Origin of the sequence: Xanthobacter tagetidis (assembly GCF_003667445.1) — a bacterium.
GTDB lineage: Bacteria > Pseudomonadota > Alphaproteobacteria > Rhizobiales > Xanthobacteraceae > Xanthobacter > Xanthobacter tagetidis.
The window spans coordinates 68,849-84,887 of the sequence record NZ_RCTF01000009.1 but is presented as its reverse complement, the minus strand read 5'-3'; the positions used below and the strand labels follow the sequence as shown (position 1 = coordinate 84,887).

The 16,039-nt window shown below is 71.7% G+C and carries 6 protein-coding genes; 2 read left to right on the top strand and 4 right to left on the bottom strand.

Features of this window, described 5'->3' with window-relative positions:
• Positions 1–20 precede the first annotated feature (20 nt).
• Complete coding sequence (locus D9R14_RS12445; RefSeq protein ID WP_170168597.1) at positions 21–10,106, bottom strand: autotransporter outer membrane beta-barrel domain-containing protein; 10,086 nt, start codon at positions 10,104–10,106, stop codon at positions 21–23.
• Between the two features lie 207 nt (positions 10,107–10,313).
• Here D9R14_RS12445 and D9R14_RS12435 point away from each other — a divergent pair, with 207 nt between their 5' ends.
• Positions 10,314–11,456, top strand: coding sequence for a TIGR03032 family protein (locus D9R14_RS12435; RefSeq protein ID WP_121623653.1), 1,143 nt, complete (start codon positions 10,314–10,316; stop codon positions 11,454–11,456).
• A 74-nt stretch (positions 11,457–11,530) separates the two neighbouring features.
• On the opposite strand, the gene D9R14_RS12430 is transcribed toward D9R14_RS12435, so the two are convergent.
• From D9R14_RS12430 to D9R14_RS12420, 3 genes are all read right to left on the bottom strand, one after another.
• Positions 11,531–12,286 (bottom strand): DeoR/GlpR family DNA-binding transcription regulator, encoded by a 756-nt coding sequence (locus tag D9R14_RS12430; protein WP_245420788.1) that lies wholly within the window; start codon positions 12,284–12,286, stop codon positions 11,531–11,533.
• A gap of 67 nt (positions 12,287–12,353) precedes the next feature.
• Entirely contained in the window at positions 12,354–13,355 is a 1,002-nt protein-coding gene (pdxA, locus tag D9R14_RS12425; RefSeq protein ID WP_121623651.1) for a 4-hydroxythreonine-4-phosphate dehydrogenase PdxA, read from the bottom strand.
• Entirely contained in the window at positions 13,352–14,596 is a 1,245-nt protein-coding gene (locus tag D9R14_RS12420; RefSeq protein ID WP_121623650.1) for a four-carbon acid sugar kinase family protein, read from the bottom strand. The genes pdxA and D9R14_RS12420 overlap by 4 nt, the downstream gene beginning before the upstream one ends.
• A 222-nt stretch (positions 14,597–14,818) precedes the next feature.
• On the opposite strand from D9R14_RS12420, the gene D9R14_RS12415 reads away from it, so the two are divergent.
• Entirely contained in the window at positions 14,819–16,021 is a 1,203-nt protein-coding gene (locus D9R14_RS12415; protein WP_170168596.1) for a Bug family tripartite tricarboxylate transporter substrate binding protein, read from the top strand.
• Positions 16,022–16,039: the final 18 nt, after the last annotated feature.

The following is a 16,039-nucleotide window of genomic DNA, read 5'->3' as shown; positions in this document are numbered from 1 at the left end:
CGGCAACGGCGCGCCGCGGCTCAGAAGTGCACCGCGAACCGCGCCATGCCGCGCTGGGAGATATAGTCCTGGCCGGCATTGAGGCCGTACTCGACCTTGAGTTCCAGGTTGTCGCGGGTGACGGCCTGAAGTCCGAGATCGAGATTGCCCAGAATGTCCGGCAGCGGCGTCGTGGTGATGAAGCTGCCGGCCGACAGGGGGGCCGCCTGGAAGCGGGCTGTGGTCAGCCAGGCGTCGTTCGAGGCAAACGACGCCCCGAGCGTCAGATAGGGCCGCAGCACCACCCCGTCCGCCATGTCGATACGGCCGCCGAACTCCACCGCCGGGGTCGCTACGAACGTGGTGAGGCTGGAGGCGGCAACCGAGAGCTCGGCGCCGGTCCGGCCCCATTCGGCGAAGGCCGGCATGCTCACATGGATCAGATCGAGGTCCAGGCGCGGGCGTGCATAGAAGTTCGCGAACGAGAATTCGTAGGATGCCCGAAGCCGGCCGGCGAGGTTGTAGACGTCCGAGCTGCTGGCCGCGCGGCCCCCGACGATGGGGATGTACCGCGTGTTGTCGTAGGACATCCAGCCGGCATCCACCGCAGCCGAGAGCAGCCAGGGCCCGGTCTGATACTTGAGCGCGAGGCCGATGTCGCCGCCATTTCCGGTGGCCGAGAACCAGTCGCTGGTGCTGGAGATGGACGACTGCTGGTAGGCGCCGGACAGCGCCAGGAACAGGTTGGAGGTCAGCTCGTTCTGGACGCCGGCCTGGAAGATCAGGCTGTCGGAGGCAAAGCCCGGCATTTCGGCGGTGGTGGCCTGGCTGCCGCGCCCATAGATCACGCGCGCCCAGGCGCAGCGGTCCTCCTGGAGCTGGGTGCTGTCCGCCACGAACACCGGGCAGCTCATGGTGCGGTCGAGGAAGGCTTGGCTTTCGCCGACGCGCAGACCCGCCGGCCCCTGGAGCAGTTGCGGCGAGAGCTGGCCGAGCGCCGCCTGGTAGGCGAACGGGCCGTTGATGTCGATGAGGCCGCTGAACACCTTGGACATGCCGCCGATGTCGCCACTGTCCCACACGCGCTGGAGGGTCGTGCCGACGGACGCCTGGTTGCCCGACAGCCACACGCCCTGCGGCACAAAATGCGCGACCGGGCTGATGGTGAGCGTGTGATCGTCCACCCGCAGGTCCCAGCTATAGGCAAGCCCGCTGTCCTTGGTGACGGCGGTGCTGGTCAGATGGTCGGCGTAGAAGAAGGTGTAGCTGTCGCCCGGAGCGATGGTGGACGCGCGCGGATCGATGATGCCGGAGAGGGTCGCGCCGCCGATGACCCGGAGTTCGTCATTGCGGGCCGAGACCGAATCCACGTCAACCTGAACCACGCCGTCGGAACCGATGCCGCCCGCGATATTGGTCGTCGCGATCACGCCGAGGCCGCCGGGATTGACCGTGCCGTGGTTGATGAAGCGCGGCTCGGCCGGGCCTGCGTTGCGGGAGAACGTATCGGTCGGCGCGGTCGCGCTGACGACCATGCCGGAATTGAACGTGCCGGTGGACTCGTTGATGAGCCCATTGGTGCCGCCGCCGAGATCGACGCTGCCGTTCAGCGTGCCCTTGTTGACGACGGCGTCGTCGTTGGCACCGCCGTGCACGGCCATCCCGCTGAGCCCGGACACCACCGCGCCCTTCTCGATGGAGACGACGTTCTGCTCGCCCCCCGAGACCACGATGGCGGCGCTGCCGGTGCCGCCCTGCACCACGGCGCCTTCGGCGACGACGATCTGGATCTGCCCGTTTCCGCTGGGCCCGAGGCTCTGCGCGAAGATGGCGGCCGAATTGTCGCCGGTGGCGATGGCGCGGCCCGAGACCAGCACCGTCACCACGCCGCCCGTGCCCGATCCGCCGGCCGAGCCGAGCCCGACGCCGTCGGCGGTGACCGCGAGGCCGCCGCCGCCGCCGATGGACTGGGCGACGATCACCGGCGCGTTGTCGCCGCTGGTCACGGCGGTGCCGGTGAGGCTCACGCTGACCGCGCCGCCATTGCCGTTGCCGCCGCCGCTGCCCTGGAGGCTGTCCGAGATCGAGAAGACCGCGCTCGATGCCGTGCCGCCGATGCCGCCGCCGCCGCCCACCGACTGGGCGAAGATGGCGGCCGCGCCGCTGCCGGTGGTCGAGATGGAGCCGGCGGCCAGAGCGTAGATGTTGCCGCCGCCGCCGCCCTGCCCCGCCGCGCCGCCGAACGCGACGGCCGCGGTGGCGTCCGCGCTGCCGGTCCCGCCGATGCCGCCGCCGCCGCCCACCGACTGGGCGAGCAGGCCGAACGCATTGGCGCCGGAGGTGCGGATCACCGACGAGGTGCCAAGGTCGATGGTGACGTTCCCGCCATTGCTGCCGCTGCCGCCGTCGCCGCCGAGCGTCAGAGAGACCGCGTGGCTGCCGCCAGAGGTCGAGGAACTGGTCACGGCGATGCCGCCGCCGCCGCCGATGGATTGCGCCAGCACGCCGATGGCGGCGTCGCCGGAGGTCTGGATGGTGCCGTAGACATTGCCAAAGACATTGCCGCCGCTGCCGCCCGCGCCGCCTGAGGCCCCGAGGCCGACCGAGGCAGCGAAGCTGCCATTGCCGGAATCGGTGGCCACCGTCGAGGCGCGCCCGCCGCCGCCGCCGATGGACTGGAGCACGAGCCCGTTGGCGTGGTCGCCGAAGGTGAGGAGGGTGCCGTTCTGGGTGACGGTGACGGTCTCGCCGTCGCCCGCGACACCGCCGGCGCCGCCGAGGGTCAGGGTGGCGGTCACGGTGTTCTGGCCGCCGCTCGCCACGCTGTTGGCCGCGGAGGCATTGCCGCCGCCGCCGCCGATGGATTGCGCCAGGACGCCGTCTGACCCGGCGCCCAGGGTCTGGATCACGCCGTCGACGGTGACGGTGACGGAGCCGCCACTGCCGCCGCCGCCAGCGGTTCCGCCCAAGGTGGCGCCGACGCTCGCCGCGCCGCCGGTATCCCCGCTCGACGAAGAGGCCAGGGAAGTCTTGCCGCCGCCGCCGCCGATGGACTGGGCGAGAATGCCTGCCGAATCGTGGCCGCCGGTGGAGATCACGGACGAACGGCCACTGCCGAACACCACCGTGACCGCCTCGCCGTAGCCGCCGCTGCCGCCGTTGCCGCCGATGGTCGCCGAGAGCGCGAAGCTGTTGCCGCCCTTGCCGTCCGCCTTGGTCTTGCCGGCGCCGCCCACGCCGCCGCCGCCGCCGATGGATTGGGCGACGATGGCATCGGCCGCCCCGCCCGTGGTGGAGATGGTGATGGCCCCCTGGGCGTAGACGTTCACCAGGCCGCCATTGCCGCCCGAGCCGCCGGACGCGCCGATGATCGCCCCCACCGCGACCTGGCCGGTGGCGGCGTTCTGCGCGCTGCCGGCGAAGCCGCCGCCGCCCCCGATGGACTGGGCGAGGATGGCGCTGGCGCCGGTTCCGGTGGTGTAGATGTCGCCCGTCGTCGTGACGGTCACGGTCTTTCCATACCCGCCGGCCCCGCCACTGCCGTTCAGGGACAGGCTGACATCGGCCGTGCCGCCGGTGCCGCTGTCTCCCGTGACGGCGGCCGAGCCGCCGCCGCCGCCGATGGACTGGGCGAGGATGCCGTTGCTGAAATCGCCGGACGTGAAGAGGGGCCCCGAATTGGTCACGGTGGCCGCGCCGCCGTCGCCGCCGGACCCTCCGCTGCCGCCGAGGCCGGCGGAGAGGTTCAGCTTGGCGCTCTCGCCCGATGCGGTGGAGACGGTGGATACCGCATTGCCGCCGCCGCCGCCGATGGACTGCACCAGGATGGCGTTCGAATGGTCGCCCGAGGTCTGCACCTCGCCGGCATTGGTGACGCTGGCCTTGCCCCCGTAGCTGCCGGTCCCGCCGGCGCCGCCCAGGGTGGCGGAGATGTTCGCGGCGTCGGCGCCGCCGGCGGTGGACGAGGCCGCGCCGCCCTTGCCGCCGCCGCCGCCGATGGACTGGGCGACGAGGCCGTTCGCACCGGTTCCGAACGTGGCGATGGTGAAGGCCGTGGCGCCGGGCTTGGCACCGGTTCCGTTGGTGATGCTCGCCGCGGCGCCGTATCCGCCGCTGCCGCCACCGCCGCCGAGGCCGACGGTCAGGCTGAGGCCGCTGCCGCCCTTGCCGTCGGCCTTGCCCGTGCCCGCGCCGGCAGACCCGCCGCCGCCGCCGATGGATTGCACGAGGACGCCGTCCGCCGCGTCGCCGGTGGTGATGATCTGGCCGCCGCCGGAGGCCCCCAGCGTGGCCGACGCCGTGCCGCCGTTGCCGCCGGCGCCGCCGGTGCCGCCGATGGCCGCGCCGACGCTGATCTTCCCCGTCGCGGCATTGTCGGAGCTGCCCGCCGCGCCGCCGCCGCCGCCGATGGACTGCACCAGGACCGCCGTGGCGCCGTGGCCGAAGGTGTAGACGCTGCCGGACGTCGACACGGTGGCGGTGCCGCCATTGCTGCCGCTGCCGCCCGATCCGGCGAGGCTCAGGCCGACGCCCGCCGTGCCCCCCTTCGCGGCGTTGCCGGCCGTGCCGGACTTGCCGCCGCCGCCGCCGATGGACTGCGCGAGGATGCCATAGCTGAACGTGCCGAGCGTGATGATGTCGGCGCCGTTCTGCACCGAGGCGGTGGCGCCCGAATTGCCGGATCCACCCGAGCCGCCGAGCGTGGCGCTGACGGCCGCATCGGCCTTCGTGCCGTCCGCCGCCGCATGGGTCGCGAGCGCGATGCCGCCGCCGCCGCCGATGGACTGGGCGACGATGCCGGAGGCATGGTCGCCGCCGGTGGCGATGGTGCCGCGTGCGACGGTGACATAGGCGTTGCCGCCCACGTTCCCCGAGCCGCCATTGCCGCCGATGCCGACCGTCAGGGTGGCGGTGGACGACGCGCCGGTGGCGGCGCTCGACGAGGTGCCGGCGCCGCCCTTGCCGCCGCCGCCGCCGATGGACTGCGCGACCAGGCCGTTCGAGCCGGTGCCGAGGGTGGTGATGTTCACCCCCTTGGCGGACGAACTGCCATTGTTGACGACGACCTTCTCGCCCTTGCCGCCCGATCCCGCGCCGCCGCCCACGGCGACATCGAGGCTCGCGCTGTTGCCGCCCGCGCCGTCCGCCTTGCCGGAGCCGGCGCCGCCATTGCCGCCGCTGCCGCCGATGGACTGCGCCAGCACGCCGTCGGCGGAATTGCCGGTGGTGACGAGGCTGCCGAGCTTGGCATTGTAGAGGTTGACGGTGACGTAGCCGCCATCGCCGCCGCCGCCGCCCGTGCCGCCGATGGCCGCGCCGACGGCGAACTTGCCGGTCGCCGCGTTGGTCGCGCTGCCGGCCGCGCCGCCGCCGCCGCCGATGGACTGCGCCAGGATGGCGACGCCGCTCTGGCCCTCGGTGCGGATGTTTCCGGTGCTGGTGACCGTCACCGCGCCGCCGTCGCCGCCCGAGCCGCCTTGCCCGGCGAGGGCGAAGCCGAGGCTCGCGGTCTTGGACGCGCTCGCCGCCGCGCTGGCGCCCGCAACGCCGCCGCCCCCGCCCACCGACTGGGCCAGGATGGCGCTGGCATGGTCGCCGGCGACGAGGATGGTGCCGGAATTCGACACGGTCACCGCGCCGCCCTGGGAGCCGGCGCCGCCCGCGCCGCCGAGGCTCGCATTGATCGAATAGCTGCCGCCGTCCCCCTTGGAGGTGGCCGAGCCGGCCTTGCCGCCGCCGCCGCCCACCGACTGAGCGAGGATGCCGTTCGACATTTCACCCGCGGTGGCGATGGCGGCCCGGTTGGTGACGGTGACGGCGCCGCCATAGGAGCCCTGCCCCCCGGAGCCGCCGAGCGTGAGCGTCGCCGACACGGACTGGCCGCCCGAGGCATGGGCGTCCGCGCCGGCCGATCCGGCCTTGCCGCCGCCGCCGCCCACCGACTGGGCGAGGATGGCATCCGACATCTTGCCGGACGTGGTGATCTTGCCCGCGGTGTTCACGGTGACCGCGCCGCCCGCATTGCCGTTGGCGCCCTGTGCGGCGATCGCTGCGCCGAGCCCGATGGTGGACGATGCGATGGCATTGGCGTTGCCGCCGATGCCGCCGCCGCCGCCCACCGACTGGGCGAGGATCGCAACCGACTGGTCGCCGCGCGTCTCGATGGTCGCGTTGGTGGTGACGAATACGGTCCCGCCATAGCCGCCATTGCCGCCGGTCGCCCCCAGGGCGAAGTCGAGGCTCGCCTGCCCGCCGCTTGCGGAGCCCGCCGCCGCGCCGCCCTTGCCGCCGCCGCCGCCGACGGACTGCGCCACGATGGCCGAGGCGTGGTCTCCGGTGGTGAGAATCTGCACGGTTGATACGGGCCCGGAGGCCGTGGAGGTGACGATGACATCTCCGCCATTGCCGCCCATGCCGCCCTTGCCACCCAATTGGGCGCCGAGGGTGAAGGAACTGCCGGAGCCCTCCTGAAGGTCGGTGGACTTGGTGCTGGTCTTGCCGGAGGCGGACCCGCCGGTGCCGCCGCCACCGCCCACCGACTGCGCCAGGATCGCATCCGCGTCGGCGCCGGTGGTCATGATCTGCCCGGTGTTGATCACCGTGACAGCGCCACCCTTGCCCCCGCCCCCGCCGGTTCCGCCCAGGCTGACGGTCAGATCGACGGTGCCACCCGAGGCGTCGGCCGTGCCGCCGCCCGCGGTGCCGCCGCCGCCGCCTACCGACTGCGCCAGGATGCCCCGCGCGCTGGTGCCGGACGTGCTGATGCTGCCGGAATTGACCACCGCCACGTCATAGGCGTCGCCGGCGCTGCCGCCGCTGCCGCCGCCGCCCAGCGAGAGCGTGACCGAGGTCTTGCCGGAGAGCGACGCCGCGTTCGACGACGTGGTGCCCACGCCGCCATTGCCGCCGCCCCCGCCGATGGCCTGGGCGATGATGGCGTCGGCGAAATTGCCGGAGGTCTTGATGATGCCGGAATTGCCGACATAGACGTCGCCGGAATTGGAGCCGGTTCCGCCCGATCCGCCCAGCGCCGCCGAAACCGTGACGGCGATGCCGCTGGACACGCTGACGCCGAGGGCGCTGGCGTCGCCGCCCGTGCCGCCGCCGCCGCCGATGGACTGCGCCAGGATGCCGGTCGCGCCCGCGCCGGTGGTGGTGATGGTGCCGGAATTGGTCGCCGAGACGTCCTGCGCGAAACCGCCATCTCCGCCGGTCCCGCCCATGCTGGCGCTCACCGAGACGGACGCATCGATGCCCGCGGAGATGCTCTTGGCGGCCGATGAGCCGCCATTGCCGCCGCCGCCGCCGATGGACTGCGCCACGATGCCCATGGAATCGAGGCCGCTGGTGGCGATCTGCCCGGAATTGGTGACATAGGCGTTGCCGCCATATCCGCCGGAGCCGCCGGAGCCGCCGAGCGCCACCGCGGCGGCGAAATAGAGGCCCGCGCTCTGCGACAGCGCGCTGCCGCCGGAGCCGCCGCCGCCGCCCACCGACTGGGCGAGGATGGCCGACGCCCGGTCGCCGGTGGTGACGATGCGGGCGGTGTTGTCCACGTGGACGGTGCCGCCATGGCCGCCATCGCCGCCGGTGCCGCCGATGGTGAGGGCCACGCCTTCGAGCGTGTCCGCCACCGCGCTGCCGCCGGCGCCGCCGCCGCCGCCCACCGACTGGGCGAGGAGCGCGGTGGCGTAGTCGCCCGCCGTGGACACGGTCAGCGTCCCGGGCGTGGCGCCGGAATTGGTCAGGTAGACGTTGCCGCCATTGCCGCCGGTGCCCCCGCCGCCGCCGATCGCGGCCGAGACCCCGATGCCGGCGCTGATGGCGCCGCCGCCCCGACCGCCGCCGCCGCCCACCGACTGCGCCACCAGTCCGAGCGCGTTCTTGCCCGAGGTCGAGACGCGGCCCGAATTGTACAGCGTTGCCGTGTCGGCGTTGCCGCCCGCCGCGCCCTGCCCGCCGAGCGACACCACGCCGCCGGAGCCGCCGCCATTGCCGCCGCCGCCGCCCACCGACTGGGCGAGAACGCCGTCGGAGAATTTGCCGCTCGTGGTGATCGAGCCGTAGTTCTTCGCGGTCGCTGCGGCGCTGCCGCCGGTGCCGGAAGACCCTGTGGCGGAGCCACCCACGGCGACGCAGCCGGCTCCCGAGGCGCCGCAGTCGCCGATGACGAGGTTGCCGCCACCGCCGCCCACCGACTGCACCAGCATGCCGTGGGCGTAGTTGCCGGTGGTGGTGACGCTGCCGGTATTGATGCCGGTGGCGCCGCCGGCCGCGCCGCTGACGGCGCCGTTGCCGCCCATGGAGACGAAAACCGCGTCTGCCGAGCCGCCATTGCCGCCGCCGCCGGCCACCGACTGCACCACGATGCCCACCGAGCCGTTGCCGGTGGTGGACACGTTGCCCGCCGACTTCAGATAGACATATCCCGAGCTGCCGCCCGGGCCGGCGACGCCGCCGGAACTGGTGACGAAGCCGCCCACCGAGGCACCGTTGGCGCCGGTGCCGCCGAGGCTCTGGGCGACGATGCCGTTGGAAGCGTATCCGCTGGTCTGGATGGTCGCCCCTGCGGCGATGCTGACATTGACGACGGTGCCGGCCGCGGCATTGCCGCCCGAGCCTCCCGCGCCGCCGGACTCGTTGGCCGAATCGTTCGCCGGCGCACCGTTGCCGCCCGCGCCGCCATTGGCGGCAACGATGATGCCGTGGGCCTGATCGCCGCTGGTCGTGATGACAGCGCCGCCCAGGACGCTCAAGCTGGCGACGCCGCCCGCCCCGCCGGCTCCGCCGTCGCCGCCCTTGGCCGTCCAATCGGAGCGCGCATCGCCGCCGCTGCCGCCCGCGCCGCCATTGGCGTAGACGCCGATGGCGGCGGCGGCATCGCCCGTGGTGGTGATCTGGGTCTGCGGCTGGATCGTGACGGCCACCGTGCCGCCGTCGCCGCCCCTGCCGCCGTCGCCGCCCCACGAATCGCTGAATCCGCCGTAGCCGTAGCCGCCGCGACCGCCGGTGCCGCCGTCCGCCCGCGCGATGATGCCGGGCTGCGCCGCCTGGATGGTGCCGGACACGACGATGGTCACGCTCGCCGCATCGCCGCCGCGACCGCCCAGATGGCCGGTCGCGTTGGCCGAGGTGGAATCGGCTTCGCCGCCGCGCCCGCCGTCCCCGCCGCGCGACGCCGCGTAGACCGCGCCGGCCCCGGAGCTTGTCACGGAGACGCCGGTCAGGGTGGCATGCACCGACCCGCCGCCGCCGCCGTCGCCGCCGCGTCCCCCGTCGACGGCACTGAATGTGGCATTGCTCCGCCCGCCCTTCCCACCTTCCGCACCGGAGGAAATGAGGCTGACGGCAAGGCCGCTGCCGCTCGTGATGGTCGAGGAGGTCAGGGAGACGATGATGTCGCCGCCCGTGCCCGCCGTGCCGCCGTCGCCGCCGCGCGTGTCCGCATCGCCGCCCTTGCCGCCGACACCGCCCTTAGAGGAGATGACGATGGAGCCGACGGACGACGCGATGCTCGATCCGCTGAGCGTAAGGTTGATCGCTCCCCCGCTGCCGCCCGTAGAGCCCAAGCCGCCGAGGCCCCGGCCCGCCGTGCTCGACCCGTCGCCGCCCTTGCCCCCGGCGCCGCCGACGGAGCGGATGGTGATCTGCGGGTCGGACGATGCCGAGGCGGTGACGCCGGAGACGACCGCGGTGAAGGCGCCGCCCGCGCCGCCCGCGCCGCCGGTGCCACCCCGGGCCCGGCCGTCGCCCGGATCGACCGATGCGTTCCCGCCGCGGCCACCGTCTCCGCCCGTGGTGGTCGTGGAGATGGTATAGGTGCCGGTCGTCCCGCCCGTAATGACGATGGACGTGGCGCCGATGGCGGCGCCCGGGTCGCCGTCGCCGCCGTTGGCATTGTCGTCAATGTTGGAGACGTCTTTGCCGTGCTTGCCGGATTCCCCCTGGGGCGGATTGTAGGAATAGGGAATGGTGACTGCGGTCTGCGCCGCCGCCGGCCCGCCTGCAACGGGCGCCGCCACCAGGACGAGGCCGCAGAGGGAGGTGGTGAGGGCGGTCGACAGCAGCATGCGCGCCGTGGACGCACCATAGACCGACGATCCCGTGGTGCGGACACCACGGCTCAACGCAACACCGCCACCCAGCATTCCCGCCCCCAGCATGCCTAGCGGTTCCATAGTGCTCCCGCACCAGGGAAATCGCAATGGGGAACGGCGTTCCGAATTGACGCATATCTCCCGTCGAGGGTCCCGCAACCTGAACAAGGTGGCATCGCGGGGGCCGATATTGACGCCGGCTTTCGCAGGCCCGAAGGTTCGGCCGGGGACTTCTCGATGAATCAGTCAGAGACGATCGCAGACGGCCTGCCCCAGGCGGCCGGAAGCGAAACAGGCGCGCTCGCGCCCGACGCGACGCAGATTTCCTGTTCGCGCACCTTCGCGAACTGGCTTGTGCAGCACCGGGCGAGCCTCGCATTCTCGTCCTACCAGTCGGGCCAGCTGTTCCTCATCGGCCAGTTCGGCGACGGCAACCTCTCGTTCCACCAGCGTGATTTCACGCGCGCCATGGGGCTGTGGAGCCGCGGCGGCGACCTGTTTCTCGCCTCCCTGCTCCAGATCTGGCGCCTGTCCAACATGCTCGGCCCGAACGAGCGCGCCAACACGCATTTCGACCGCCTCTACGTGCCGCGGGCCGCGTTCGTCACCGGCGATCTCGACGCGCACGAACTGGCGGTGGAGGCCAGCGGCCGGCTGGTGTTCGTCAACACCAAGTATTCCTGCCTCGCCACGCTCAGCCACGCGGCCAGCTTCAAGCCGCTCTGGCGGCCCAAGTTCGTGTCCCGCCTCGCCGCCGAGGACCGCTGCCATCTCAATGGCGTGTGCCTCGAAGACGGACGGGTGCGCTACGTCACCGCCGTCGCGCGCACCGATGTGGTGGACGGCTGGCGCGAGCACCGGGTCGGCGGCGGCGTGGTGATTCGGGTGGACGACGACGCCGTGGTCGCGGACGGCCTGTCCATGCCGCACTCCCCGCGGCTTCACGACGGCTTCCTGTGGGTGCTGGATTCCGCGCGCGGCTATCTGGTGCGCATCGATCCGGCGACCGGCGCGAAGGAGGATGTCGCCTTCTGTCCCGGCTTCCTGCGCGGCCTCGCCTTCCATGACGGCCATGCGATCGTCACCCTGTCGCTGCCGCGCGACCTGAGCTTTTCGGGGCTGCCGATCGAGGCCGAGATCGCGCGGCGCGGCGGGGCGCCGTGGTGCGGCGTCCAGATCATCCGGCTCGCCACCGGCGACGTGGTGGAATGGATCCGCCTCGACGGGGCGGTCAGGGAATTGTTCGACGTGGTGGTGCTGCCCGGCGCCGCCTGCCCCATGGCCGCGCCCATGACCGGGCCGGAACTGAGCGGCCTCCTGAGCGTCGAGGCGCCGGATCGCCCTCTGGACGCGCCGGGATATCCCGCCGCGACTGCGTGAGCACGCTCGCAGCCGGGCGATGGCGCGACGCGGCGACCGCATGCGCTTCGACCGCCGGCCACCGCCTCGGCAGCCTATGACGCCTCGGCGATGCGCAGGTCCGCGCCGGCCGCTTCGAGCGCGCGACGCTGTCCGTCCCGCACGGCCGCGTCCGTCACCAGCGTGAAGCGCGGCGGCAGCGGCGCCCAGAACGGCTGGGCCGCTCGACCGAGCTTGCTCGCATCGGCCAATACGACGACCTGACGCGCCTGGCTCATCATGAGGCTCTTCAAGGCGATCTGGTCGAGGCTCGCCTCGCACAGACCATGCTCGGCCACGATCCCGTCGGCACTCGTGAACACGTGGTCGGCGGTGATCCGGCGCATCGCCTCCACGGCCAGGACGCCGACCGTGCTCATGCTGGTCGGCCGGAACTTGCCGCCGAGCACGATCAGTTCGAGGCCGGGGTCGCGCCCGAGAAACGGCAGGAGCGAGAGATTGTTGGTGACGATCCGGAGCCTGCGGCCACGCAGCAGCTGCCCGAGCGCGGCCACCGTCGATCCGGCGTCGAGGATGACGGTCTCCCCTTCACCGATCAGGCCGGCGGCCGCACGGGCGATGGCGCGCTTCTGGGCGCCGTTGACCGCCATCCGTTCGTCCAGCGTCAGTTCCGAGGGGTTGTTCGCGAGTATGGCGCCGCCGTAGGTGCGCCGAACCGCCTTCTCGCCATCAAGGCGCTGCAGGTCCCGGCGGATGGTGGAGGCCGACACCTCGAACCGCCGGGCCAGCTCGTCCACGTCCATCTCGCCGGCAGCCAGCGCATCGAGCAGGCGGGTCCGGCGGTCTTTCATTCGCATGTCTCACCCTCGGCGTGCGGCGGCCGGTCTTGGATGCGCGATATTTGCCTGCCGCCGGCGCTCAGTCGATCCCCGGGGCCGGAGACAGGTCCGCCGCCTGGCGCAGCGCCTCCACCAGGCTGCGCTCATCGGCGATGCCTTTGCCTGCGATGTCGAACGCGGTGCCGTGATCGACCGACGTGCGGATCACCGGAAGCCCGACCGTGATGTTCACGCCCGCCTCAAGGCCGAGCACCTTGATCGGGCCGTGCCCCTGGTCGTGATACATGGCGACGACCATGTGGTAGTCGCCGCGCTGGGCGAGGAAGAACAGCGTATCGGCAGCGAGGGGACCACGGACGTCCCATCCCTTGGCCCGGCAGGCCTCGACGGCGGGGGCGATCTTTTCCGCCTCCTCGTTGCGTCCGAACAGGCCGTTTTCGCCGGCATGGGGATTGATCGCGCACACGCCGATCTTCGGCTCGGCGATGCCCGCCTTGACCAGCACGTCATGGCCGCGCGAAATCACGCGCTCCACCAGGCCCGGTTCGATCCTCTCGATGGCGTCGACCAGGCCGATATGCGTGGTGACATGGATCACCCGCAGCTTCGGCGAGACCAGCATCATCGAGACTTCGGGCGTGCCGGTCAGGTGCGCCAGCAATTCCGTGTGGCCGGGGAAGCGGTGGCCGGCGGCGTGCAGGGCCTCCTTGGAGAGCGGCGCGGTACAGATCGCGCTCGCGTGCCCGGCGGAGACGATCTCCACCGCCTTCGTGATGTAGCGATAGGCGGCATCCCCCGCGACGGCCGAGATCTTGCCGAACGGCAGATCCGCGGGAACCACGGCGAGATCGACGCACTGGACCGCAGAGGCGCTGAAATTCGCGTCGACGGCGCGCTCCAGCCGATCCACTGCGAGTTCCGCGCCGACGATGTCCCCGGCCCGGACCAGCCGCGCCGCGTCGCCCACCACCAGTGGCCGGCAGATGGCGTGCACCTCCGGCCGCGCCAGCGCCTTCATGATGATCTCCGGTCCGATGCCGGCCGGGTCGCCCATGGTGATTGCGATGGTAGGACGGGTCACGAGAAGCTTCCTTTCAGTCGTACGGCTCTGAGGCGGCCGGCGATGGCGCTAAGCGTGCCCTCGTTGCCGAAGGCACCGGCCTTGGTCGCCACGGGAATGGTGATCTGGCCGAGCGAGAGCCCCAGCGGGACGCCGGGCTCGATCTCTTCCACCAGGTGAAGGCCATCGATGCCCAGAGCGCCCATCAGCGCGGCTGCGGTCTCCCCGCCGGTGGCGGCGAGCGCGCCGAGGAACGGCCGAGCCGGCGCCAACACCGAAGCCAGGGCGGCCGCCAGCGCTGGCCCATCCGCACATGGCGGTTCGTCCCCCATCCCGATCTCGACCAGGGCATCCCGGCCGGCCGAAAGGGTGGCGGCGACCTGTTCGACGAAGGCGGCGCGGTGGGATGGCGCGCCCTCCATCAGCATCCGAGGAGCGGCGGACAGGCGGAGCGCATCCCCGCTGCTGACGAGCCGCTCGGCGCTCGCACGCGATACGGAGGACGTGGAGCCGACGACGATGAGCGTGCCGCCTCGCGACGGCGACGGCGCGGGAGGCTCTGAAGCGGAACTTCGGCCGAGCCGGGCCAAGGCGTGGGCCAGGCCGGCCGAGCCGATGAAGAAGCGGCCCGGCATGTCCACCGCCAGAGCGGCACGGGCGATCAATTCGAGATCCTGATCGGTCTCGGCGTCGCAGACCGCCACGCCTCCGGATGCGGCGATGGCCTGCAATGCCGGCCCTGCCGCGCGCCGCACGGTGGCGAGATCCACATGGGCCGCGCCGAGACCTGAGGACGCAAGCATCTCGACGAGGTTCGCGCTGGCGCAGGCATGCCCCCGCCGCCAGATCTCGCTCTCTTCCAGCGGAACGCCGCCGACTTGGACATGGGCGCCCACCACCGTGCGGCCCGCAGCCGGAAATGCGGGGGCGAGGACCGCGAAGGCGCGGCCGAAACGGCCCGTCAGCAGCGCCATGGCGGCGGCCGTCTCGACGGCCGGATGGCCGCGCAGTGTCGAATCGATCTTCTTGAAAAGAATGCGATCGGTCGTGTGGAGGCGATCGAGAGCGGACATCTGGCGCCCGACGGCGCCCTGCGCGCCGATCTCTCTGCTGTCCGCATTGTAGGACACGACCGGGACATCGTCCTGCGTCCGCGTCGCTCCCCAGAGGACGCGGGAGGCGAAACCGCAGCGGGCGAAGGCGATCGCGCAGTCGGCCGCTCCCGTGAGATCGTCAGCAATGATGAGCCAGCGCGTCGACACGTCCGGTCCCGCCCTTCCCGCCTTGGACATCCTGCCACCGATGCGCCCGCTTGAACCCGGGCGGACCTGGCTTCGCCACCGGCCGAAGGCCAGGCCGGCCCAGGCTGCGGAAGCCCCATCGTGCGTACTATGCGCAAATTAGCTGAATTTCGAGCGGCTGTCTCAGCCAGATTTGCGCATATCAATCATAATTCTCGCATCAGCTCCCAACTGATGCGCATTATGAGCAAAAATCTGATTGACGCCGAGCGCTTCGCGCAAGCAGGATCGCCGGCAGCGTTCAACGGCGTGGGACGCCTGCGGCTCGTCCGGGTGGCTGGATTGCCCTGCCACGGGGCGGGTCCGTATGCGTGGACATCCCGTGATAATCCCGCCGGCCCGGCGATAACGACAAAAGCAAACGAGGAGGAAACCATGGACGGAAACCTGAGCCGACGCAGCATTCTGAAGGCTGCGCTCACCACCGGCGCGGCGGGTGCGGCGGGTCTGCTTTCCGGCACCGCGGCCTTTGCTCAAGGAGCCGATGGCTGGCCGAACCGCCCGATCACCATCATCGTGCCGGTCGCCGCTGGAGGCATCATCGACCTTCTGTCGCGCGCAGTGGGCGACGTGCTCTCGCCGGTCCTGAAGACTCCTATCGTCACCGAGCCGCGTCCGGGTGCCGACCATATGATCGGAACGCGCTTTGTTGCCCGCGCGGAGCCGGACGGCTATACATGGTTGTTCGCGTCGGTTCCCTTCACGGTCAGCCCCGCATTGTCGCGCAATCCGGGTTTCGATCCCGTCGCGGACTTCGCACCGTTGCAGATGATCGCCAGCAGCCCGAATGTCCTGGTCGTTCCCGCCAGCGTGCCGGCCAAGACGGTCAAGGAATTCGTCGCGCTGGTGAAATCCAAGCCCGGCGAATTCAACTACGCCAATCCGGGCAACGGCTCTTCGAACCATCTCGGCATGGAGATGCTGAAGCAGGTGGCCGGCCTCGACATCATGGGCATCGTCTACAAGGGCCAGCCGCCGGCGATCGTGGATCTCCTGGCGGGACGCGTCCAGGCGATGATGATCAGCAGTTCGCTGGTTGGCCAGTATGTGGCCAATGGCACGCTGCGCGCCTTGGCCGTGGTTGCGCCCAGCCGCCTGACCGCATTGCCCGACGTGCCGACCATCGCGGAAGCCGGCTACCCGGACGTGAACGTCGTCCCCTGGTTCGGCCTGTTCGCCCCCGCCAAGACCCCGGCACCGATCCTCGCCAAGGCGCGCGGCGCGCTGCATGATGCGCTGGCGGGACAGGACCTCCAGGGCAAGATCCGCAATATCGGGGCGGTTCCCTATCCGCCGAACGGGCCGGAGGCTTTCGCGAGCCACATCAAGAACGAAATCGCCCAATGGCCGGCGCTGGTCGCCAAGGCCGGCCTCGAGAAGAACTGAACCCAACGCGGCGCTTGA

Bases quoted from the DNA above. Each gene is read 5' to 3' on its own strand.
- D9R14_RS12430 (WP_245420788.1), bottom strand. From the start codon at position 12,286: ATGAAAGACCGCCGGACCCGCCTGCTCGATGCGCTGGCTGCCGGCGAG.
- D9R14_RS12435 (WP_121623653.1), top strand. From the start codon at position 10,314: ATGAATCAGTCAGAGACGATCGCAGACGGCCTGCCCCAGGCGGCCGGA.
- D9R14_RS12415 (WP_170168596.1), top strand. From the start codon at position 14,819: ATGAGCAAAAATCTGATTGACGCCGAGCGCTTCGCGCAAGCAGGATCG.